Source organism: Aridibaculum aurantiacum (assembly GCF_017355875.1).
In the GTDB taxonomy this organism is placed as follows: Bacteria; Bacteroidota; Bacteroidia; order Chitinophagales; family Chitinophagaceae; genus Segetibacter; species Segetibacter aurantiacus.
Genome location: NZ_JAFEWC010000003.1, coordinates 269,597 through 293,418 on the forward strand (window position 1 = coordinate 269,597; position 23,822 = coordinate 293,418).

Sequence of the window (23,822 nt, forward strand, 5' to 3'; positions counted from 1 at the left end):
CTCTTATGAACCAGAATTTTAAAAAGATTTTTTCTGTTCTTCTGTTTGCTGCGGTTTGCTTTGTAGGAGCTATTGCGCAGGATAATGTTGTCAGGGGAAAGATTGTAAATGCCAAAACTAAAGAGGCTATTCAAGGCGCTTCTGTATCGGAGGTGGATCCTGATGGCCGTATTGTAAAAGGCGCGGCATCAGATATAGAAGGTAACTATGTTATCAGGATCAACAATCCACGAAATAAGATATCGGTTTCTTATGTTGGTTTCAAATCAACCAGCGTATCCATCAACGGCCGTTCTGTTATCAACTTCAACCTTGATGCAGGCGACTCTCAACTTGGCGAGGTAGTGGTTGTTTCTTCCCGTGGTGTAGACAACGGTATGGGTTCTACGCTTGAGAAAAACCTGACTACTGCTGTAGCAAGAATAGATGCCAAGAACCTGGAGGAAATGCAGGCAGCAAGTATTGACCAGGCGCTGCAAGGTCGTTTAGCTGGTGTAGATATCACTGCAACAAGTGGTGATCCGGGTGCTGCTATGAACATTCGTATCAGGGGTGTATCTTCTATCAACTCTACCGGTAACCCGCTGATTGTTGTTGACGGTATGCCTTATGAAACAGAGATACCTGGAGACTTCAACTTTGGTGCTGCTGACGAACAAGGTTATGCGCAACTACTAAACATTTCACCTGCTGACATACGTGATATCACAGTATTGAAAGATGCGGCTGCTACATCTGTTTGGGGTAGCCGTGCAGCTGCTGGTGTATTGGTAATTACTACCAAGCGTGGACAAAGAGGTAAGCCAACTATCGGTTACACCTTTAAAGGTTCTGCTTCCTTCTTGCCAGATGCCATACCAATGCTGAATGGTGACCAGTATTCTACACTGATACCAGAGATATTCATGAACAGGACTGGTACTCCTCTAAATCCAACCAACGTAAGAGAATTCAACTACGATCCTAACGATCCATACTGGTACTACAACTATAGCAACAACGTGAATTGGGTAGACGCTATCAGCCGTGTAGGTCATTTACAGGATCATACAATCTCTATGAATGGTGGTGGTGAGAAAGCGAGATACTTTGCTTCAATTGGTTACTTCGACCAGGTAGGTACTACCATTGGTACATCGTTGAAGCGTATCAACACCCGTATCAATCTTGACTATACCATCTCTGAGAAAATTAAAATATTTACCAGTATTGCCTATACCCACACTGACCAGAGCCGTAACTACTTAAGCTCAAACGAAGGTGCTATAAGAAACGTAGCTTATTTAAAAATGCCGAACATGAGCATTTTTGAATACGATCAACTAGGTAATCTTACACCTAACTATTTCTCACCGGCATCTAACATCCAGGGCCAGTTCAGCCGTATTTACAACCCGGTTGCTATGGCATCTGAAGCAAAGTTTGGTGTACTGGGCGAAAGGGTAGTACCACGTTTCCAGATCGATTATTCGATATTAAGAAATGTACTGCGTGCTACTTTCGATGTTCAGTTCGACATCAACAATACGCAAAACAGTAGCTTCTTACCACAAATAGCAACTGGTAGACCTTATACAGAAACTGTAGTGAACAGGGCGTACAACGGGGATATTGACCTGTTTAGCGCTACTACAAGAACTACCGTTATGTACACTCCGAAGTTTAAAAGCAGGGATCATATCTTCTCTTCCAGCCTGAACATTTTCACCAGCGATTTCCGTTCAGTTAACCAGGAGATTGAAACATCTAACACTGCCTCTTCTTTGTTAGTAGATCCGGCTGCAGACTCACGTACCATTACTGGTAGAGTGATGTCAGGTATGGGTCAGTCAAGATCTGTTGGTGCGGTTATCACAACCAACTATTCCTACAAAGACAAGTACCTATTCTCTGCCACATTGCGTGGTGACGGTAACTCAAGATTTGGTCCTGCTTACAGGTACGGCATTTTCCCCGGTGGATCTTTCCGCTGGAGAATTTCTGATGAAAACTTCTTCAAGAGATTTAAGAACCTGGACGACCTGAGCTTTAGAGCGAGCTATGCATTATCTGGTAATGCTCCTCGTCGCGATTATTCTTTCTACAACACCTATACTACTTATAACTGGAGCTACCAGGGACAGAATGGTATCTACCCTTCAAGCATGGAACTAAAAAACCTGCGCTGGGAAACAGTACATGGTGGTAACGTAGGTGCTAACGTTTCAATGTACAAAGGACGTATAAGAGCTGACGTAGACTTGTACCGCAACCGTACCAAAGACCTGTTTTTCGATAACCTGCAGATTGCTTCATTCACTGGTTTCAACAACGTGAACATGAACGTAGGTACAATGGACAACCAGGGTTGGGAAGTTGCTTTGTGGACCATTCCATACAAAACAAAGAATGTAACTGTAGGCTTCGACTTCAATATCTCCCGCAATACAAACATCATCCGTGAGATCTCTGAGTTTTATCCTAGTACAAGAGGAGATGTAGGAAGAAATGGTGAGTACATGCGTTTGCTGCAGATCAATAATCCTTTCGGTTCATTCTATGGTTTCAGGTACAAAGGAGTATATACCGATAAAAATGCAACCGTTGCAACAGGTGCCAATGGCAAACCGATCATCGGGCCAAACGGACAGATCGTTTACATGAGGTTCAATTATCCAACTGTGGATTATACTTTCCAACCTGGTGATGCCATCTACGAAGACATCAACAACGATGGTAACATCAACTACATGGACGTGGTTTATCTTGGAAACAGTAACCCGAAGTTCACCGGTGGTTTTGGTCCTTCTATCTCTTACAAAAAATTACGCATATCCTCTTTCTTTAGCTTCAGGTATGGATACGACATTGTAAATGGTACAAAGATGACCACTTCAAACATGGCTGGCTTTGATAACCAGAATACATCTGTATTACGCCGCTGGAGAAAAGAAGGTGATGTAACAGATATACCTCGTGGTGTGATTGGTGGTGGTTATAACTGGTTGGGTAGCGATAGGTATGTAGAAGATGCATCGTACCTGCGTTTCCGTACCATTACTGCACGTTACACTTTCGATTCAAAAGTGCTGAACAAGTTCAGGATGAAAAACCTGAGTGCTTATATAACTGCAGAGAACTTGTTTACCTGGACTAACTACACAGGACAAGATCCGGAGGTAAGTACACGTGGTGCTGATCCTTTCCGTGTGGCTATCGATTATTCAATGACACCTCCATCTAAAATATTTACACTGGGTTTGGTTGCTGGTTTCTAAATCAGGAGAAAGATAACCGGTAAAACAAAAAACACATTTAGCACAATGAAGAATATTATCAAATACACGCTAGTTTGTACCCTACTCATAAGTGCTGTAGGTTGTAATAAATGGCTGGAGCTAAAGCCGCTCGATGGTATTGTTGGCGATGAGTTCTGGAATACAAAAGAGCAGGTAGATGCTGCCGTAACAGGTATCTATTCATCTATGCAGGCAAGTAACGGCGACAGGCAGATGGTGGAGTACTTGTTTATCTGGGGTGAAGGAAGAACCGATATGGTAACTCCAGGTTTCAGAGCTGACCAGGATGAGCAGGATATTGTAAACATGAATATGCTGCCGCAAAACAGGTATGTAAACTGGCGCTCCTTTTACCAAACCATCAACTACTGCAATACCCTTATTGAAAAGGCACCTGGAGTAAAACAAAAAGATAATACGTTCTCTGATACTCACCTGAATACTGCAGTAGGGCAGGCTCTCGCTATCAGGTCGCTTATGTACTTCTACCTGGTACGCAGCTTTGGCGAAGTGCCTCTGAAGCTTACCGCTACTACCAGTGACCAGGATATTGTAAACATTCCTAAATCGAAGGCTGATACAGTATTGAACCAGATAGTAGCAGACCTGAAAAAGGCTGAGACATTTCTTCCTGTTTCTTATGGCAGCAATGCTACCGATAAAGGCCGCGTTACCCGTTATGCAGTGAATGCTATGTTGGCAGATGTTTACATGTGGAGAGACAACTACATGAACGCTGTAGAGGAATGTGATAAGATCATCAATTCAAGAAGATTTGGACTGGTGAGCAGGAACAACTTTTACGACGCTATTTTCCTGGCTGGAAATTCTAACGAAAGCATTTTTGAACTGCAGTTTGATGAACAGCGTCTTAATCCTTTCTTCGATATTCATACACCTAACAGGCGTCGTTGGGGTGCGTCTCCGCATCTTACGGAGAATGTTTATGGAATCGACCTTCTCAATGCTGTTCCGCAGGAAGATAAAAGAGGAGAGAATAGCGCTTACCGTGGTGCAGACTTCTCTATTTGGAAATATGTAGGTGCCAATGATGATGGTACTGTTTTCAGAAACTTTGACCAGTCGTATGCTAACTGGATATTTTATCGTTATGCTGATATTCTTCTTCTAAAAGCTGAAGCCATCAACCAGATGGATCAACCACTGGAAGCTTCACGCATCGTAAAGACAATACGCGAAAGGGCAAATGCTGTTGACTTCAAAGTGATGGATAGCACCAACAAAGGCGCCATGACCAACTTCATTCTTGAAGAAAGACAAAGAGAACTTGCTTTTGAAGGGAAGCGTTGGTACGATGTGCTGCGCAATGCAAAAAGAAATAATTACGAAAGACTGCAATTGCTCCTTGATATAGCTTCTATTAGTATTCCTCCGGATAGACGCCAGGCAGCTTTCAACAAGTTGAGAGACAAGAACAGCCACTATTTCCCAATCTATTTTTACGAAATACAAACCAACCGGTTACTGGAACAAAATCCTTTCTACCGATAATATACACTTGTCATGAAAACAAAATTATCCCTTTGGGCTTTCGCTTTTAGCTTATTGGCTTGCAGTGTTGCATTCCTGAGCAGCTGTAAGAAAGAGGATTTAAAGATGACCACAACAGATGATGTGAACGTGGTTGGCTATTTGAAGAAGAACCTTGACTCTTTCTCCCTGTTCAAAGAAATATTGGACAGAACAGAGACCAGTGCATTCTTAGACGCCTACGGTGCTTACACTGTTTTTGCTCCTACTAATCATGGTGTAAAAACATTTCTTGCATCTATCAATGCGCCAAGTGTTGAAGCTGCAGACATTAATGTTTTGAAAGAGATCGTGAAGTTTCATATCCTGGAAGACACTGTGAACACCGCTTCATTTACAGATGGTAAGCTGCCGGTGCCTACAATGCATGGCCAGTTTCTTATTACAGGTGTATCCAACGATGGTGGCTTTTCAAGCTACATTGTTAACCGCCAGGCAAATGTTTTACGTACCAATGTCAGGGTAGGTAATGGACTGATACATGTTACAAACAATGTTCTTGTTCCTGCAAAAACTACCATTGCAAAGCAACTGGAAGATAATCCTGAATATTCCATTTTTGTAGAAGCGCTCAAGGCAACAGGTCATTTCACTTTGCTGAATACAGTTAATCCTGATACGTCTAAAAGGTGGAAAACTGTAATAGCTGAAACCAACAGGGCATTGTCTGACAGTGGTATTAATTCTTACGCAGCACTAAGGGCAAAATATTCTAATACCGGTAATCCAGCTAATCCTTTAGATAGCCTGAACCTGTATGTAGCTTACCATATCATTGATGGTATTAAATTCCTTGGTGATATCATCAACCAGCCTTCTCACCTTACGTTGCAGCCGCAGGAGGTAATCACTGTACAGTTGATAAACCAGGAAGTGATTCTGAATACAGCTGAATTCAATGGTGTAGTAGAGCCGGGTGTGCTTCTGGTAAGAAGCAAAAGTGATAACTCTGCTACCAATGGTGTATGGCATACAGCAAATGCACACTTTGCTGCTAAATTCAGGAAGCCAACTGCAGTGTATTGGGATCTTGCGAAGTTCCCTGAGATCATGCGTATGACCGCGATATATGGTAGAGGTACACATACTTTCTACAAGAACAGTGCAGCTGACAGACCTATCAAGGATATTGATTGGGAGTGGAAGGGAGAGAACTACCTGCGTTACGAATATGGTACTACATCTACACTACACAACTTTGCTGTGTTCAATGATATTCTTACTATTCCATTAGGCGCTCCTTCTAATAACAATCGTGCTACTTGGATTGAGTTTACCACACCACCAATCATCAAAGGCCGCTACAAAGTTTGGATCTGCTATCGTAACAGGAATGCAGTAACACTAAACGTGCGTGTGAATGGCGAACTGATGCAGCGCCCGGTTAACTTAGGCCAGGGTGTACCTGCAGGTACAGATGCTGAACTGGAAAGTTTAGGCTGGAAGCGTTATACTACCGGTGGCTCATTTGCTGGAAGATTGGTTGGTACAGTTGATCTTCAGACTACGCAAAGGCATTCACTGCGTTTTGAAGCAATATCAGGTAGCAACAGGGATCTTCACTTTGATATGGTTCACTTTATACCTGTAGATGATCACCAGTACCTGCCGCGCTTCAGGCCAGATGGTACTCCCGTTTTTTAAAACCTGCTTACAACGAGCGCTCGAAAGAGCTGCAGTTTGGCTCTAACATGAATGACACAAACAATGATGATGAATATCAAATTCTATAAGGTAGTTTTTTCACTGTTCTTTGCAGCTGTATTCCTGGGCAGCTGTAAAAAGTGGGATGATCATAATGCCATTACAGATGCTATGGCAGGTAAGGATCTATTCCAGCAAATAAGCGAGAACGGAGACCTGAGCACATTTACAGACCTGCTAAGAAAATCAGGTTACGACCAGGTTATTTCCAGCTCAAGAACGTTCACTGTTTTTGCACCGGTTAATGCTGCCCTGGCTTCTCTTGACCCGGCTATAGTAGCGGATAGTGCACGTTTGAGAGCATTTGTAGGTAACCACATTACCAACCTGGTGTATACAACCACTGCAGGTACGGGAGCACAGCGCATACAAATGCTTAATGGCAAGTACAACAATATGAATGGCAGATTGCTGGAAGATGCCAACATCACTGTTGCTGATCGTTATGCAAAAAATGGTATGCTGCATATTGTTGACAAGATGCTTCCTGCATTGCCTAACGTATGGCAGCTGTTAGAAACAAATGCTACAGTACCGGCTGCTCAAAAGAACTACCTGTTATCTATTTTCAGAAATGTTTTCAATCCTGCTACAGCGGTTCAGATAGGAGTTGATCCAAATACAGGCCTGCCTGTTTACCAGCCTGGTACTGATTCTATTCGTACCAATGTTTTCTGGAACAATGTATATGACCTGCGTGATGAAAGAAAACAATACACATTTTTTGTAATGGCAGATGCAGCATGGGATGCAGAGGTAAACAAGTTCAAACCATACTTTGCTACCGGAACAGCTGACAGCACCACCAATCTTGCCAGCTTCGAGGTTGTTAAAGACCTTGCTTTCGAAGGGTACTATTTACCTAACGCTCTTCCGGATACTTTGATCTCTAAGTTTAATACCAAAGTGGGTATAGACAGGACAAAGATTGTTCAGTCTATTAAAGTGAGCAATGGTATTGTGCATGTAATGAGCAGTCTTCCTGTTACACCAAAAGGTAAGTTTAAAGATATCATTGTACAAGGTGAAAGCTATAGTTTCAGTTCAGCCAACAGGGCAGGTAATACCTATTTCAGGGATAAGATGAACCCGGTAACTGGTCGCCAGTTCAGGGACGTATTAGTTTACCAACATGGATTGGCACTGTTCAACCTCGGCTACAATGTGCGTAATGTTCCTTCACTAAAATACAAGGCTTACTGGGTAGCTTTAAATGATAACATCAACGGTATTACGGGAGTTTTCAAGCAAAAGATAGGTATAGGTACTGCTACTTCTACCATACTTCCTTATGTGAACGTTAATCCAAATGTATACGATGAAGTGTATTTAGGTGAGTTTACATTAACCAGTTTTCAACCATTGTTACAGGTATTCCTTACCGCAGATAATTCTACCAATGCCAGCCTTAACCTGATAGTGTTAGATTATGTAAGGTTCGAGCCTGTTTTATAACCCATCTCTATTTTAGATTTTATACCATTACAATGCTGATAATAAGAAAACCCGGTAAAAAGATTTTATGTGCTTCCATGCTGGTGCTGATGCTTGGAACTGTGAAAGCACAAGACACCCGCACTGGTAATGATACAATTGTTGTGAACCAGAGTACCAGTGCTAAAGGTATTGTTATCACTGGCTCTGTTACTGATGCAGCAACCTATAAAGGCATTACAGGCATTCGTGTAAAAGTTGAAGGATTTTCAGCAGCACTTACCGATGCCAATGGTAGTTTCAAATTGAAAGTGCCTTCCCTGTTTGCTATGGTAACGGTAGAAGGCGAAGGCTATGATACGCGCCGTGTTCCTTTAAAAGGTCGTAGCTCTATTCGTGTTGCGCTGCTGGATGAAGCACACGAATCTTTCGATGAAAAAGTGACCATGCCTTTCGGTCCAAAAAATAAAACAGATGTAACAGCTGCCGTTGGGCAATACAATGCTACTACTACATGGGCTCAGCCAAGCGAACTGCCGGATGCGCTGTTACAAGGACGTATAGCTGGTTTAAATGTTATTCGTCGTTCAGGAGCACCTGGTGTAGGAGCTAATATGTTTTTACGTGGTTACAATTCTTTATATGGAACCAACAAGCCTTTGATCATTGTAGATGATATGCTTTTTGATGCCAATGAATATGGTAACAGCATCATTGCAAATCATGCTGTAAATCCATTGGCTTTGATAGATGTAAAAGATATTGACAACATCACTGTACTGAAAGATGCGAGCAGCATCTATGGTACAAAGGGAGCAAATGGAGCTATCATCATCACCACTATCAGGGCACGTACACAGGCTACAAGAATTGACTTTGGTGCCTTTACCGGCTTCAACGAAGCGCCACAGAATTTACCTGTAATGGGTGCTGCTGATTACCGTATTTATTTAAGTGAGATATTGCAGAGCAGGGGAATGACACCTGCACAGATAATGGCGCAGCCTTACATGACTGATGATCCTCAAAATCCTCAATACGCACGTTATCGTTTCAATACCAACTGGCAAAGAAATGTATTGGGCAATAGCACCAACCAGAACTACTACCTGAAAGTAACAGGAGGTGATAACATAGCTACTTATGGTTTGAGTATGGGCTTTACCAAGAACAACGGCATTATCAGAACCACAGATATTTCCAGGTATAACACCAGGTTCAATGCTGACTTCAACTTCACAAGAAAGTTCACCGGTGCAGCTAATCTTTCGTTTGCTTACAACGAGCAAAACCTGAAAGACCAGGGTATAGCTGATAACACAGCTCCTTTGTTTCTTGCACTTACCAAAGCTCCATTCTTACATAGTAAAGATGTGAATGACAATGGTGTGGAGTCGCCAAACTTATCTGACAGGGATACACTGGGAATAACCAATCCTTCTACCATTATAGAAAAGATGCAGGCGTACAATAAGTACTACCGTTTCTTTGGTTCATTCCAATTTAAGTATGAGATCAACAACTACTTAACAGCCAGCACCCGTGTAGGTGTGGTGTTCGATAAGGTGCGTGAGAATTTCTTCGTTCCGCAGAAAGGCGTAGCAAAAGATACACTTCCAAATGGCCTGGTACAAAATCGTATGGGTACACAAGTGAAGCGTTTGTTCTCTATTTACAACGATACACGTTTAGAATACAACAGGACCTTCACCGGTCAACATAGCCTTGGCTCAAGAGTTGGCGTACGCTACCAGATGAACAATGCAGAGCAGGATTATGCTTTGTCTTTCAACTCAGCTACAGACGATCTTGTAAGTGTGCAAAATGGTTTAGCTACACTGCGCCAGGTAGGTGGTGGTACAGGCAACTGGAACTGGATGAACGTTTACTTCAGTACTGACTATGGTTATAAGAACAGGTATTTCCTCACATTCAATGCTGCTATGGATGGCTCTTCCAGGTTTGGTAAAGAAGCTACTGGCGGTATAGGTATAGGCAAAAACAGGTTTGCTGTTATGCCTTCAGTAGGAGCAGCTTGGTTGATTTCTTCAGAGCAGTTTATGGCCACTGCACCAATCGATCTTTTAAAACTAAGAGCTACATATAGTGTCACCGGTAACGATGATATTGGTAACTACAACAACAGGCGTACATACACTTCTCAGAACCTGTTAGGTTCACAAGGTCTGGTACGTGCTGGTATAGGTAATCCTGCCATTCAATGGGAGACTGTTATCAAAGCAAATCTTGGCCTTGACCTTGCTTTCTGGAATGAGCGTGTTAGTTTAAGTTTTGATGCTTACCAGAATAAGACAAACAATATGCTGGTATACCAGCCCCTGCCAACCATCAGTGGTTTTGAGCATGTGCTGAACAACGGCGGCCGCATGCAAACAACCGGTGCAGAAGCTGGATTGAATGTGCGGGTAATAAACACGAAGAAATTCAAATGGGATGCAGGAGTAAATGCATCTACATTCAAGAACAAAGTTCTTGCAGTGCCTAATGATCGTTTTGAGACACAGTTTGCAAATGGTACCATTCTTACTGCTGTTGGCCAGCCAGCTAACCAGTTCTTTGGTCACACTACCAATGGTGTTTTTGCTACCGATGCTGAAGCTGCTGCTTCCGGCTTATCTACCAGGAATGCAGATGGTAGCCTTGCTCCATTCAAAGGTGGTGATGTAAGGTTCATTGACAGGGACGGCAACAAGATCATTGATCAGAATGACCGTACAGTAATAGGCAATCCTAATCCAACAGTGGTTGGTGGTTTCAATAACAGGATCTCTTACAAAAACTTTGAGCTGAATATGTTGTTCACCTTTAGCCAGGGCAACGATGTATACAATTACTTACGCTACAGGCTCGAGTCTGCAAGTGGTGTAGAAAACCAATTGCTGAGTGTAAACAACAGGTGGCGTGGCCAGGGTCATGTAACCAACATGCCAAAAGCTACATGGGGCGATCCACAAGGCAACAACCGCTTCAGCGATCGTTGGATAGAAGATGGTTCTTATTTCCGCCTGCGTCATATTTCATTGCAGTACAACATACCAATGAAGGATGAAGGTTTCCTGAGAAATGCAACAGTATACCTTACAGGCAGCAACATCTTTACCCTTACCAGGTACAAAGGTTACGATCCTGAATTCAGCGTATCGCCAAGCATATTTTCTCAGTCGGTTGATACAGGCCTTGATCCTCAATTCAGAAATGTTACCCTTGGTGTAAGGCTAGGTTTATAAACCATCACCACAAGAATAGAAGCTGTTTGAAACTACATAACGATTTGTAAAATGAAGACAATCAAAATAAAGAAAATACTCCTCGTAACACTTTTAGCAGCAAGTATTGTTTCTTGTAAGAAACAGTTTGACCAGCTGCCTGAAACACAGTTGGACGCGTCTCAGATGTACAGGGATGTATACGATGCCAATGCTGCTGTTATTGGTTTGTACGGCAAGTTCATGAGCCTTTCTGACAGGTATATTGTGCTGAATGAACTGCGTGCCGACCTGATGAAGTTTACCATGAATGCTGATGAGAGCCTGCGCCAGTTGAGTACGCATACAGTAAGTGCAGATAATCCTTATGCAAACCCACGCCCGTTCTACGAGCTGATCAATAACTGTAATGACGTTCTGAAGAACTTCGTTATCATGCGCCAGAAGAATACTTTGGGTGTAGATGAATTTAACCAGCGTTATTCTGATATAGCTTGCCTGCGTTCGTTCCTATACCTGCAGTTGGGTATTCACTATGGCCGTGTACCGTACATTACGCAGCCGTTAGAAAACCTGGCTGACCTAAATGATATCAACCGTTTTCCTAAGCTTGAGCTGCCTCAGCTGATCGACTCATTGGTTGAATTCACTGATGCCATTCCTTTCAAAGGAGATTATCCTCCTGCTGTTGGTGCAGCTATAGGTGCATCATTGAACGTAACATTAGATGGTTATCCAACTTCTAAATTCTTCATCAACAAAAGAATTTTATTGGGTGACCTTCACCTATGGAAAGGTGATTACCAGAAAGCTGCAACTTATTACAGGCAGGTAATGGAAACCGCCACTACAGGTACAGTAAACGATAATTACTATACTCAGTATAAGAATGGTTGGGGTACAGCCAACATGTATATCAGTTATGGACGTGCCGGAGATGTAAGTACACTTAATTATGAGAATGGATGGGGATCATGGTTTTTTGCAACAGATGATAGGTTCAATAGAGAGATAATCTGGGCATTGCCTTATGATAGCAGGTTTAAGCCCGCTAATCCATTGATCAACTTGTTCTCACCAGTTGGTGGAAGTTACCAGGTTACAGCCTCTGAGGAGATCATGGATAACTGGAACAGGCAACAACAAGCTGCAATGACCGTTTCGTCTTCATTGACAGTGGGTACAGCCGGTATTCCTTTCGATGCACGAAAACTCATATCAGTAAGGAATGTTTCTGGTCAGCCTACTATCATGAAGTTCATTACTAACTATGTACATCCAGGATCCCTTACCACCATTAACCCGTTCAATAAAAATGGTCGTTGGTTCCTTTACAGGCAGGCCCATTTACATCTTCGTTTTGCAGAGGCTGCTAACAGGGCTGGTTATCCTAAACTAGCGTACGCTTTATATAACAATGGAATTCCAAATGTGTACCAGTCACCAGCCAATACACCAGATAAAACGATTTGGCAGAATACGCTTGATCTGCCGGCACCATTTAATTTTGATGCAAGGAACGGGGAGATACCTTACTACCGTGGCGAATGGTACCGCAACATTGGTATTCGTGCAAGGGCAAACCTGATTAACTATTCTTTAAGTGCTACAAGTGTGGCTGATAGTATTAGTCAAAATGAAATCGGCTTGTTAAACGAATCTGCATTAGAGACTGCATTTGAAGGTAATCGCTGGAGTGATCTTTTGAGGATTGCTATCAGGAGAAACGATCCATCTGTTATTGCTGATAAAGTTTACGATAGAATGAGAAAAGATGGTGTAGGTGACCCTGCTGCTGTAAGGGCAAAGCTGATGACCCGTGATTGGTTCCTGCCTTTCAAACTACAATAATTGTTAGCGTTTGTTTTGATAAACTACTCCTGTTTGCCCGTGGTAAACAGGATTTTTTATTAGCGCCTGCTTTTGGTGGTTGATGATATTCAAATGCATTTCTACATAACAAACAATAGTCTTATCACTTACATGACCAAATGAAACTATAGATGAAAATGAAGAATCTAAATAGCCTTTTACTCGCCATCATAGCATTGGTTAATCTTCAAAGAATAAATGCACAATCTGCAGATCGCTTTTTTCCTAAAGCAGACCTGATGACCATTGGCTCTTATTATTACCCTGAACAGTGGCCACGGCAATACTGGGAGCGGGATATAAAGAAGATGGCTGAAGTAGGTTTTGATTTTACACACTTCGGAGAATTTGCCTGGTCATTCATTGAGCCGGAAGATGGCAAGTTTGATTTCAGCTGGTTGGATGAAGCAGTTGAACTTTCTCATAAGAATGGGATCAAAGTGATCATGTGTACATCTACACCTACACCACCAGCATGGATGGTGCAAAAGCACCCTGAGATACTGATGGTAAATGCAGAAGGCAGAACCATGCAACATGGCTCGCGGCAGCATATATCATGGTCGAGCCCGGTATATAAAAAATACGTAGAACGCATGGTAGAAGCAATAGGAAAACATTATGGTAAAGACACGCGCATATGGGGCTGGCAGCTTGACAATGAGCCTTCGCATTACGGGCAATACGATTATAGCCCTGCTGCGCAAATAAGCTTTCGCAAATGGCTGCAGGCAAAGTATAAAACTGTTGACAAACTGAATGAAGCATGGGGCACTGCTTTCTGGAGCATACGGTACAACAACTTTGAGCAGGTGCTTATTCCAAATCAAAAAGAACTGATAGCACAACCAAGTCCCCATGCAGTATTAGACTTCAAACGTTTTTCAGCCGATGAAGCCAATGAATTTCTTGGGCTCCAGTACAACATTTTGCGCAAGCATATTTTGCCTACGCAATGGATCACAACCAACCTGATGCCTGAGCACGTAGAGGTTGATCCAACCAGGATTAATAGCCTCGATTTTGTTACCTACACTAAATATTTGGTTGCAGGCTACGACAAAGGCACCGGCCCGCAAGGTTTTAGAATGGGCTCTGCCACCAGTATTGCTTTTGCTAACGACCTGTTCCGCTCGTTGAATGGAACAACAGGGGTAATGGAGCTGCAACCGGGACAGGTTAACTGGGGTAAGTTCAATGCACAACCACTTCCCGGTGCAGTGCGTATGTGGATCTGGCACGCCTTCGCCGGAGGCAATAAGTTCGTATGTAACTATCGTTTCAAGCAACCGCTTACCGGTGGTGAACAATACCACTATGGAATCATAGGAACTGATGGTGTTACGCCTAGTACAAGTGGGTTGGAGTATATAAAAGTTATCAACGAAATCAACACGCTGAAGAAGCATTACGATGCCAATGCTACCATGCCACCAGCTTATAAAAAAAGGTGGACAGCTGTTTTATATAACCCGGACAACAGGTGGGAAATGGACAACCAGCCGCAGACAAATCAATGGGATTTTATGGCTCACCTGAAGCGGTATTATGTCGCACTCAAACAATTTGGTGCACCTGTTGATGTGATCACAGAAGAGAAGGATTTTTCAAATTATCCTGTTATGGTAGCGCCGGCTTATCAACTGCTGGATGCAAACCTTGTCGCTCGTTGGAAGCAATATGTGCAGAATGGTGGTCACCTTGTTTTATCAAGCCGCACCGGGCAAAAAGACAGGACAGGAAAGCTTTGGGAAATGAAATGGGCTGAACCTATCTATGATTTGATTGGAGCTAAAGTTTCTTTTTATGACCTGTTGCCTGATAGTGTACAGGGAACTATCAAAGCTGGTACGGCAAACTATAAATGGAACAACTGGGCAGATGTGCTAGAGCCTATGGCAGGTACAGAAACATGGGCTACCTATACCAATCAATATTATGCAGGTAAAGTGGCTGTAACGCATCGCAAGATGGGTAGAGGAACAGTTACTTATGTGGGTCCTGATACCGATGATGGCGCCCTTGAAAAAGCTGTTCTTGCAAGGGTATATATGCAGGCCGGAATTGCTATAGAAGATTATCCTGAAGGTGTGATGGTAGATTGGCGTGATGGCTTTTGGGTAGGCGTTAATTATTCAGGTGCTGCTTATAATGTGGCCATGCCAGCCAAAGGCAAAGTCCTCATTGGAAGTAAAACAATGCAGCCTGCAAGCGTGGTTGTTTGGAAGGATTAATTTATACTACACTACGGTAGTCTTTGACACTAGGTATTCTTAAAAAACTACCGTAGTATTTGGCTACGAATAGTGCCCCGTAGGGGCAACAGGTAGGTAGCAAACAATAAATAATAAACCTTCTTGCTCCGTAGGAGCAAATGGTGCTTGTTGATTTTCACCGAGCTATATGAAACTACGGTAGTCTTTAAAATTTGAACTACACTACGGTAGTCTTAGAGACTACCGTAGTGGTTTAATTCAGCACTACTTCCGCTTCAGCCATTTCTTCGGCACATGAACAATACAAATATTCATCGATTTATTATCAGCTGAAAGCATGGCTGATTGTATCTGGATCTTTGTTCCATCAGGACTGAAAGTAGGATGCGGGTGATCGGATGCTGTTACTTTATGACCAGCAGTAAGCATAATCATTTCTCTTGTCTTGCGATCTATCAGGTAAATTCTTCTTGAGAAATCATCACCCACTGCAAAGCGGCCATCATGCGAACCATGCACATGCCATAGACCACTGCCAGAAGGTGTTTGCGCGGCTATTGTCATTTCTCTTGTTCTTAAGTTTACAATGGCTAAGCCTGTAGGCTTTTCACGTGTACCCGATGGACCCCATGCGGCTTCCTGCCCTGGATTAGCTCCTGATACCGGAGTGCCTGCTGCATTAACACCTGTATTCTCTGTTCCCGGTATTTTACGATGACCCATGATAGCCATTGCTACTTCATCTTTTGTAATAACAGCTTCGTGTGTTACCCACTCGTATTCTGCTTCTGGATATAAAGGACGAAGTCCTGTTCCATCAGATTTTACAGTCCATGTACGTTGTGGCGATTTGCCGCCTGTTTCCCAGCAAAAGACGATCTCACCCGGCTCCCAGGGATTGGTTTGAATATGCCCCACCTGGAATGGCACCGACACCACATGTTTAATAGCACCGGTTTTTATATTCATAGCAGCTATACCCGATGGACCTGCGCCCATATTACGTGGCCCAAAGTTGCTTTCCAGTTTTACATCAGCAGGTAAATGTCGTGCTGCTTCCTGTGTGCCTATTCTAAAGTAAGCCCATTCTTCATCTCCATCCAAAGCCATATCGCCACCAGCGCCCATAGAGGCTGGAGTAGTGCCGCAAACACGTTGATACACGCTTGCATCCTGCATCTTTCCAGACTTGCTGTCAGCAAATACTTTTGCAAGATCTACTTCAATGATCTGTACCGGTACACCAGGGAAGGAGCGGCGGCGCATCGTGTCATTTTCATTCCTGGCTGAGTCTTGTAGTGGAGCAGCTTCACGCATACGGCGTATAGTAGTATCTCTTGGCGGTGTTCTCATGAAATACAGCTTCATGGAATTTCTTGCAATGTTCAGCATGCCTGTATAGCCTCCTTCACTTACCTGCACCATCACGCCAGTTTTCTCATTTACTGCCATTGCTTCGCCGCGCACCCTGCTGCTTCTAAAAATCAGCCATTCACCATCAGCCGTCCATTGGTTGTGCGTTGGATATATTTTAGCATCACCACCTTGCGAGGATGTGAGAAAGGTAAGACGAGCGCCTGTTACAGGATCTTTTATCACTTTTCGTTCAGAGGGAAATCTTTTACCTATCTGTGCTGATGATGAAATAGTGAACAGCAAAATGCAGCAAGCAGTAGCTATGGAATAGAAGCGTGAAAATTTCATATGGCAATGATTAAAATGAGATCAATTGCATGATACGGTGTTCATATTTATAAAGCATCCTGCTGCATCCTGAGATGGCCTGCTTTCCATTTTGCTTTAAGTAGTTTCGCCTAAACAAGAATTGCCAGATGAAGAAACCTTTCATTCAAGTAGTGTTGCTGTTGCTAGCAGTATTCTCTTTATCTACTCTATCAGCACAACAACAAAGTTCATTTCAAAACATTCGTTCTTATGGTGCAGTAGGTGATGGTAAAACACTAGATACAAAAGCCATCAATGATGCGATAGAAGCAGCTGTGAAAGCAGGCGGAGGTACAGTGTTTTTTCCTGCAGGAAAATATCTCAGTTATTCCATTCGGCTTAAAAGCAACATCTCTTTATACCTCGACCAGGGCAGTACTATAATAGCAGCAGACTCAAGTGATGGTGGAAGGTACGATGCACCTGATCCCGGGCCGGGCAATAAGTATCAGGACTATGGACACAGCCATTGGCACAACAGCCTAATATGGGGCGAGAACCTGGAGAATGTTTCTATACTGGGACCTGGCACAATCTGGGGTAAAGGGCTTAGCCGTGGTTTTTACAGGAATGAAGGTTGGGAAAAAATAGGCGTGAACGCAGGTGTATTCATGTGGGAGGGAGGCGCTAATAAAGCCATTGCTTTAAAGCTTTGCCGCAACGTGATCATGAAAGATTTTACCATACTGAATGGCGGACATTTTGGTATACTGGCAACCGGTGTAGATAATCTTACCATTGATAACTTGAAGATGGATACCAACCGCGATGGTATAGATATAGACTGTTGCCAGAACGTTCGTGTTTCCAACTGCACCATAAATTCACCTTATGATGATGCAATATGTTTGAAAAGTTCTTTTGCACTTGGATATGCACGTCCTACACAAAATGTTACCATCACCAATTGCCAGGTAAGTGGATATGATTTGGGAACGCTGCACAATGGTACATACCAGCGCAAGCAATTCAACCAGGTGCCCGACCAGGAAGGACCAACAGGTCGTATAAAATTTGGAACTGAATCAAATGGAGGATTTAAGAACATCACGATCTCCAACTGCGTGTTTGATTATTGCCGCGGTCTTGCATTGGAAACAGTAGATGGAGGTTTACTGGAAGATGTAACCATTACCAACATCACCATGCGCGATATCGTAAATTCGCCTTTCTTTTTACGATTAGGTGGTAGAATGCGTGGACCAAAAGGTGTAGCCATAGGTAAGCTTCGCAGGGTAATGATCAGCAACGTAGTTGTACACAATGCAGACTCTCATTTTTCTACACTAATTTCTGGTTTGCCAAACAATGAAATAGAAGATGTAAAATTCAATAACATCCGGATTTACTACAGGCCTATTGACTCTCCTGCACATACTATTCAAACAACAGTACCTGAGTACGAGAGGAGCTATCCTGAGCCGCAAAAATTTGGTGTGCTACCTGCATATGGTTTCTTCATTCGCCATGTAAAAAATATAGAACTGAATAATGTAGAGATCTCTTTTTTAGGAAAAGAAACACGTGCTGCCTTCATTATGGATGATGTGAATGGCGCTTCGTTATTCAATGTAAAAGCACAGAAGGCAGGCAATGCTCCGTTGTTCAACCTAAAAAATGTACAGCAGTTGCAACTGGATAAGGTGAAGGGAATCCCTAACAGGATCATTACAAAAACCGACAAGCTAACCTTCTAAATATTTTACATGCTGAAAGCATTTTCTATTGGTTTGATTACAACGGTCACATTGTTGATTGGTTGCACTGGTAGCCGCATAAACAGCAGCCAACAGGTACAAAGGATCGTTGTCAGTAATTCCTCTTCCATTGCTTTGGTTGATAAACCAGTGGCCGTTAACAGGGCCAGCTTACGTAATGTTTCTGCAGGACAATTCCCGCTGTTGTTATCAGCTGCAAAAGATACCATTCCCGTACAACTGGACGACGTGGATGGAGACAATCAATGGGATGAATTGTTTTTCGTAGCGAATCTTCCGGCTAACAGCAGCACTACTTTCACATTGCAATGGACGGGAGTGCAGCCGGTTTATAAGCCACGTACAAGTGTACGCTTTGGAAAACGCATGAAAGCAACAGAGCCTGTTCAACCTGCTTCAAGCGAAGTAGTGCATAGACGCGATCTGCCAAAGAGCATCGGCTTCCAGCGTTATCAAACAGATGGTCCTACATGGGAGAATGATAAAGTAGGTTTTCGCCACTACCTGGACGGAAGAAATGCGAAAGATGTATTTGGAAAATTGGTACCTGAAATTTCGCCAGAGGATGTAGGCATCAATGCAAAGGGTGAAGTAGAAGACAATTACCATGTAATGGAAAAGTGGGGGAGAGATATACTGGCTGTAGGCAACTCTGTTGGTATAGGTGGTGTTGCTTTGGTTCAAGGCGACCAGTTGTTTCGCTTGGGTGTAACTGTTGATGATTCAGTAAATAATGTGGCGCAAACGCATTTCAATATCCTTACCGAAGGCCCTGTACGATCTATGATGAAGTTCAGGTACGAACATTGGACACCTGCAGCAGGCAGGCATTATGACCTGCAGGAAACAGTGAGCATAACGCCTGGCATGTACGCCTATAAGAATACGGTTGTTGTATCCAACTTAGAAGGTGGTGAAGAGTTAGGAATAGGTATAGTGAAGATCAACACTGGGAAGGATCCATTGGTAGTGCCTGTTGGTAATGATTGGGTGGCGCTGGTTTCGCATGATAAGCATAGCTACAACAAAGAGTGGTGGCTCGGCCTTGCGCTTATTGTACCTGCCAAGGCTTATAATGGATTTATACGTGCTCCAAAGACGGGTAAACTATCCAATACATTTTTAGCGAAATTGAAAGTGACCAATGGAGCGCCAGTTACTTATTATTCAGTTGCAGGCTGGGAGCTAAGCGACGCAGGTTTTAAAGAAGAAGCATATTTTAAGAACTACGTGGTGCAATTAGCACAACAGCTAGCTGCTGAAATAAAAGTTTCAGTTAAGTAAATAAGCTGTTACTTTTCCTACACTAGTTGATCATCTCTTATAGCACATCATGAAAATCGTTTCTTACCTATTGCTGTTCATTTTCATTTTACCTGGTATAAGTATTCATGCGCAGGATGATCGCAGTTATAAAATATTCAAATTTCCTGCTAATGCTATACCCACCATTGATGGTAAAAAATCTGACTGGGATATAGTGCCGGAGAGCTATACCGTTGGCATGGATCAACTGTGGGATGATAGTAAAAAGCATGTGAATGCAAACCCAAAGAACCTGGATGTGAAGGTGAAAGTAGGTTGGGTGAAAGGCATGAACAGGTTGTACTTTTTGTATGAAGCGTTTGATGATTATTGGGATTTTTCTTTGACAGATCTGCACAATGATATTTTTGAAATAGTAGTAGATGGAGATCAATCAGGCGGACCACTTATTGATCGTTTTCACCCAAACAAAACGCTCAGCCCGATGGATGCTTACTTTTCATTTCATGGTGTGCATGCGCAGAACTACCACATTTTTACACCAGCTGTAGGCAAGGATTGGGCGCTGGCGTGGGGCAGCCAGCCGTGGATAAAAGATCTGCCTTATGCCAATGCTGCTTACGATTACAACTTTAAGCCAGGCGACTCTGGGCGGCTGGTGCTCGAGTTTTGGATCACGCCTTTTGATTATGCAGGGGCTGAAGGTCCCAGCCGTGCTGTAGAATCTGTCCTTCATGAGAACAAGAACATCGGCATGAGTTGGGCAATCATAGACTATGATGATGTGAATGCAAAAGGCAACAATGGCTTTTGGAATCTTTCAAAAGAACATACAATGTATGGCAATGCCTCTTACCTGTTGCCTTTTAAGCTGATGCCTTTGGAGCCACAGTTTAAGAAGCCAATAGAAGCGCAATGGTCATTTAAAGTTGTTGATATGAACCGCCGGCTTGTTTCTTTCATTGATGAATCAGGCGGCGCTATCACTTCCTGGAAATGGGATTTTGGTGATGGAAAAACTTCTACTGAACAACATCCGACACATGTATATGATAAAGCAGGTTTGTACATTGTAACGCTATGGGTGGAAGGTCCCGCTGGTAAATCGCGCATGGCTAAAGTTTGGGATGTGGCGGTAAAATAGCTCACTGCTTTATCGTTAAGATTAGCAGCAGGATGGAACAGGACGAAAAGGTAATTGTCAATTTCTACTTTTAGGCGTACCGCATTTTCAATGATTGCCTATTTGCTTATGAAAGTTCAAAAACTTCTTCGTTCAACTTTACCTTCTTGTCGTTTATTTTTTGCAGCTGCAGCTTCTATACTTTTCGTTTTCTATTCCCGGGCGCAGGTAAAAACAAATGATGTTACTACACCACTTCATTTACTGAAGCCGGATTATAAAATACCGTACGGCGCACCTGCCATTGATACAGTTAAAAAGGTACTTGACAGGGTTTATACTTACCTGGATGAAGTAACACCTGCACAATTGATAGATCGCCGTACCAATCAAAATATTTACAACTTCAGCAGCATTGATACGAACACTGTTTTAAAGCAGGGGGATTTCAGGCTTACCAGCTACGAGTGGGGTGTTACCTATTCGGCTATGTTGCTGGTAGGCGAAGCAACCGGTGATGAACGCTACACCAACTACACAAGAGAGCGTGTAAATTTTCTTGCTAATGCGTACCCGCACTTTAAGGAGCTAAATGCAAAATTTCCAAAAGCAAATAATCCATTGCGCCAGCCGGTAAGCCCGCATGCACTAGACGATGCAGGTGCCGTTGCTGCTTCTATGATCAAAACGTTGCAGGTTGGTGGCAATGCAGGGATCAGGCCACTGGTCAATCATTTGGTGGATTATGTATATACAAAGGAATTTCGTTTACCCGATGGTACATTGGCAAGAAATCGTCCGCAGCCAAATACCATCTGGCTGGATGACCTGTATATGAGTGTGCCTGCCATTGCACAAATGGGCAAGCTTACCGGTGATAAAAAATATTATGATGATGCAGTGAAGCAAATACTGCTTTTTTCTAAAAGGATGTTCAATAAAGACAACAACCTGTACATGCATGGTTGGGTGCAGGAAATGAAAGAACATCCGCAGTATCATTGGGCACGTGCCAATGGTTGGGCTATTATGGCAATGGTTGAATTACTGGATGTTTTACCAACTACACATCCTGGATATAAACCAGTTTTGCAACAATTGCAACTGCATGCTAAAGGTTTGAAAGCTTACCAATCAGGTGAAGGTTTTTGGCACCAATTGATCGATAAGAATGATAGCTATCTGGAAACATCTGCCACTGCTATTTATGCTTATTGTTTTGCAAGAGCCATCAACAAAGGTTGGATAGACGCCAAAGCTTATGCACCTGCTGCTATATTAGCTTGGAATGCTGTTGCAACCAAAGTAAATGATCGCGGACAGGTGGAAGGTACTTGTGTAGGAACAGGAATGGCTTTCGATCCCGCTTTCTATTACTATCGTCCAATTAATGTTTATGCAGCACATGGTTATGGCCCGGTGCTGTTAGCAGGAGGTGAGATCATCACACTACTGAAGAATTATATTTTTGAAATAAACGATAGTTCATTACAATTGAAGAATAAGGCAAACAAGTGAGAAGGCAAAAGACGAAATATTTTTCAACAGCATCAGTCGCACTATGAAGTTCACTAACCTCCTAAAGCTTACACTTTCATTGTCGTTAATCCTTAGCAATTCTGGCATGTACGCTCAGAAGCTAAAGAAGAACCAATTCAACAATCCAATTGCCTTTCAGAGAGCGGATCCACATGTATGGAAAACGCCTGATGGGATTTATTACTTTATTGCGACGGTACCAGAATATGATCGTATTGAGATACGTAGTTCAAAAACCATCAATGGCATAAAGGAAGCGCAACCGGTAGTAGTTTGGCGCAAGCACTCAAAAGGTATCATGGGCAATCACATCTGGGCTCCCGAACTCCATCAGATAGATGGGACGTGGTACATTTATTTTGCTGCAGGGTCCGCTGAAGAAAAGTGGAAAATACGCAAATACGTCTTGTCCAATCCATCTGCAGATCCGACAAAAGGTGAATGGAAAGAGGAAGGTCAAATTTATAGTAAGAGAGATGAATTTACCCTTGATGCTACCACCTTCATGCATAAAGGAGAACGTTACATGCTGTGGGTAGATAGGGCATCCACTAAGGTGGTCAATACAGGCTTGTACATTGCAAAGATGACCAGTCCAACAACGCTTGACGTTAAGCAAACAATTATTTCTGAACCGCAATATGCATGGGAATTGCGAGGTCATAAAGTGAATGAAGCCCCTGCTGTAATAATTCGCAATGGAAAAGTATTTGTAACCTTCTCAGCTAGTGCCACTGATGCAAATTATGCCATAGGACTACTGTGGGCTCATGAGGATGCAGATCTTCTCGACACTGCATCATGGCACAAGTTGCCTGAGCCTGTTTTTTATACCAATGAAGGGCTTAAACGTTTTGGTCCGGGACACAATAGTTTTATAGTAGCTGAAGACGGTAAAACTGATATCATGATTTATCATGCCCGTGATTATAAAGAGATCAAAGGCGAACCGTTGTATGACCCTAATCGTCATACCCGAGCCAGGGTTTTAAAGTGGACTAAAGATGGCATGCCTGATTTTGGACAAGATTTAGACGACAACGAAATGGCTTTAAAATCCAGTAAGCTTAAAAAAGTAAAAAGACAATAGTATTGAAGGTGGGTAAAGTATGAAGCTCATCATTGCAATTCCTTCTTTCCTTTTCACAGCATGTAAGCTTTGTTGCAAA

13 protein-coding genes are annotated in these 23,822 nt (G+C 42.8%); 12 read left to right on the forward strand and 1 reads right to left on the reverse strand.

Going from position 1 to position 23,822, the window contains the following annotated elements; all coding sequences use genetic code 11:
• Positions 1–5: 5 nt before the first annotated feature.
• The 7 genes from J4N22_RS14880 (at position 6) to J4N22_RS14910 (ending at position 15,300) form a co-directional block, all read left to right on the forward strand.
• On the forward strand, positions 6–3,257 hold the full coding sequence (locus J4N22_RS14880; RefSeq protein ID WP_207495857.1) for a SusC/RagA family TonB-linked outer membrane protein: 3,252 nt from the start codon (positions 6–8) through the stop codon (positions 3,255–3,257).
• Between the two features lie 45 nt (positions 3,258–3,302).
• Positions 3,303–4,790: a RagB/SusD family nutrient uptake outer membrane protein gene (locus J4N22_RS14885; RefSeq protein WP_207495859.1), complete on the forward strand. Its 1,488-nt coding sequence runs from the start codon at positions 3,303–3,305 to the stop codon at positions 4,788–4,790.
• A 12-nt stretch (positions 4,791–4,802) separates the two neighbouring features.
• The gene (locus J4N22_RS14890) at positions 4,803–6,473 is read left to right on the forward strand and encodes a fasciclin domain-containing protein (RefSeq protein ID WP_207495861.1); all 1,671 of its coding nucleotides are present in this window, start codon (positions 4,803–4,805) and stop codon (positions 6,471–6,473) included.
• Between the two features lie 69 nt (positions 6,474–6,542).
• Positions 6,543–7,988, forward strand: a complete 1,446-nt coding sequence (locus tag J4N22_RS14895; RefSeq protein WP_207495863.1) for a fasciclin domain-containing protein — start codon at positions 6,543–6,545, stop codon at positions 7,986–7,988.
• Between the two features lie 32 nt (positions 7,989–8,020).
• Positions 8,021–11,215, forward strand: coding sequence for a SusC/RagA family TonB-linked outer membrane protein (locus tag J4N22_RS14900; protein WP_207495870.1), 3,195 nt, complete (start codon positions 8,021–8,023; stop codon positions 11,213–11,215).
• A 51-nt stretch (positions 11,216–11,266) separates the two neighbouring features.
• On the forward strand, positions 11,267–13,045 hold the full coding sequence (locus J4N22_RS14905) for a RagB/SusD family nutrient uptake outer membrane protein (protein WP_207495872.1): 1,779 nt from the start codon (positions 11,267–11,269) through the stop codon (positions 13,043–13,045).
• 158 nt (positions 13,046–13,203) lie between these two features.
• Positions 13,204–15,300: a beta-galactosidase gene (locus J4N22_RS14910; protein WP_207495874.1), complete on the forward strand. Its 2,097-nt coding sequence runs from the start codon at positions 13,204–13,206 to the stop codon at positions 15,298–15,300.
• Between the two features lie 246 nt (positions 15,301–15,546).
• On the opposite strand, the gene J4N22_RS14915 is transcribed toward J4N22_RS14910, so the two are convergent.
• Positions 15,547–16,986 (reverse strand): TolB-like translocation protein, encoded by a 1,440-nt coding sequence (locus J4N22_RS14915; protein ID WP_242692244.1) that lies wholly within the window; start codon positions 16,984–16,986, stop codon positions 15,547–15,549.
• A 128-nt stretch (positions 16,987–17,114) separates the two neighbouring features.
• Between J4N22_RS14915 and J4N22_RS14920 the strand changes: the two genes are divergently transcribed.
• From J4N22_RS14920 to J4N22_RS14940, 5 genes are all read left to right on the forward strand, one after another.
• The gene (locus J4N22_RS14920) at positions 17,115–18,704 is read left to right on the forward strand and encodes a rhamnogalacturonidase (protein ID WP_207495876.1); all 1,590 of its coding nucleotides are present in this window, start codon (positions 17,115–17,117) and stop codon (positions 18,702–18,704) included.
• Between the two features lie 9 nt (positions 18,705–18,713).
• Positions 18,714–20,009, forward strand: coding sequence for a DUF4861 domain-containing protein (locus tag J4N22_RS14925; RefSeq protein WP_207495878.1), 1,296 nt, complete (start codon positions 18,714–18,716; stop codon positions 20,007–20,009).
• 49 nt (positions 20,010–20,058) lie between these two features.
• Positions 20,059–21,135, forward strand: coding sequence for a PKD domain-containing protein (locus J4N22_RS20160; RefSeq protein WP_207495880.1), 1,077 nt, complete (start codon positions 20,059–20,061; stop codon positions 21,133–21,135).
• Positions 21,136–21,243: 108 nt separating this feature from the next.
• Positions 21,244–22,632, forward strand: a complete 1,389-nt coding sequence (locus tag J4N22_RS14935) for a glycoside hydrolase family 88/105 protein (RefSeq protein ID WP_207495881.1) — start codon at positions 21,244–21,246, stop codon at positions 22,630–22,632.
• Between the two features lie 106 nt (positions 22,633–22,738).
• Positions 22,739–23,743, forward strand: a complete 1,005-nt coding sequence (locus J4N22_RS14940; protein WP_207495882.1) for a glycoside hydrolase family 43 protein — start codon at positions 22,739–22,741, stop codon at positions 23,741–23,743.
• Positions 23,744–23,822: the final 79 nt, after the last annotated feature.

Coding starts and splice junctions, on each gene's coding strand:
- J4N22_RS14900 (WP_207495870.1), top strand. CDS start 8,021: ATGCTGATAATAAGAAAACCCGGTAAAAAGATTTTATGTGCTTCCATG.
- J4N22_RS14880 (WP_207495857.1), top strand. CDS start 6: ATGAACCAGAATTTTAAAAAGATTTTTTCTGTTCTTCTGTTTGCTGCG.
- J4N22_RS14940 (WP_207495882.1), top strand. CDS start 22,739: ATGTACGCTCAGAAGCTAAAGAAGAACCAATTCAACAATCCAATTGCC.
- J4N22_RS14895 (WP_207495863.1), top strand. CDS start 6,543: ATGAATATCAAATTCTATAAGGTAGTTTTTTCACTGTTCTTTGCAGCT.
- J4N22_RS14890 (WP_207495861.1), top strand. CDS start 4,803: ATGAAAACAAAATTATCCCTTTGGGCTTTCGCTTTTAGCTTATTGGCT.
- J4N22_RS20160 (WP_207495880.1), top strand. CDS start 20,059: ATGAAAATCGTTTCTTACCTATTGCTGTTCATTTTCATTTTACCTGGT.
- J4N22_RS14935 (WP_207495881.1), top strand. CDS start 21,244: ATGAAAGTTCAAAAACTTCTTCGTTCAACTTTACCTTCTTGTCGTTTA.
- J4N22_RS14920 (WP_207495876.1), top strand. CDS start 17,115: ATGAAGAAACCTTTCATTCAAGTAGTGTTGCTGTTGCTAGCAGTATTC.
- J4N22_RS14905 (WP_207495872.1), top strand. CDS start 11,267: ATGAAGACAATCAAAATAAAGAAAATACTCCTCGTAACACTTTTAGCA.
- J4N22_RS14915 (WP_242692244.1), bottom strand. CDS start 16,986: ATGAAATTTTCACGCTTCTATTCCATAGCTACTGCTTGCTGCATTTTG.
- J4N22_RS14885 (WP_207495859.1), top strand. CDS start 3,303: ATGAAGAATATTATCAAATACACGCTAGTTTGTACCCTACTCATAAGT.
- J4N22_RS14925 (WP_207495878.1), top strand. CDS start 18,714: ATGCTGAAAGCATTTTCTATTGGTTTGATTACAACGGTCACATTGTTG.
- J4N22_RS14910 (WP_207495874.1), top strand. CDS start 13,204: ATGAAGAATCTAAATAGCCTTTTACTCGCCATCATAGCATTGGTTAAT.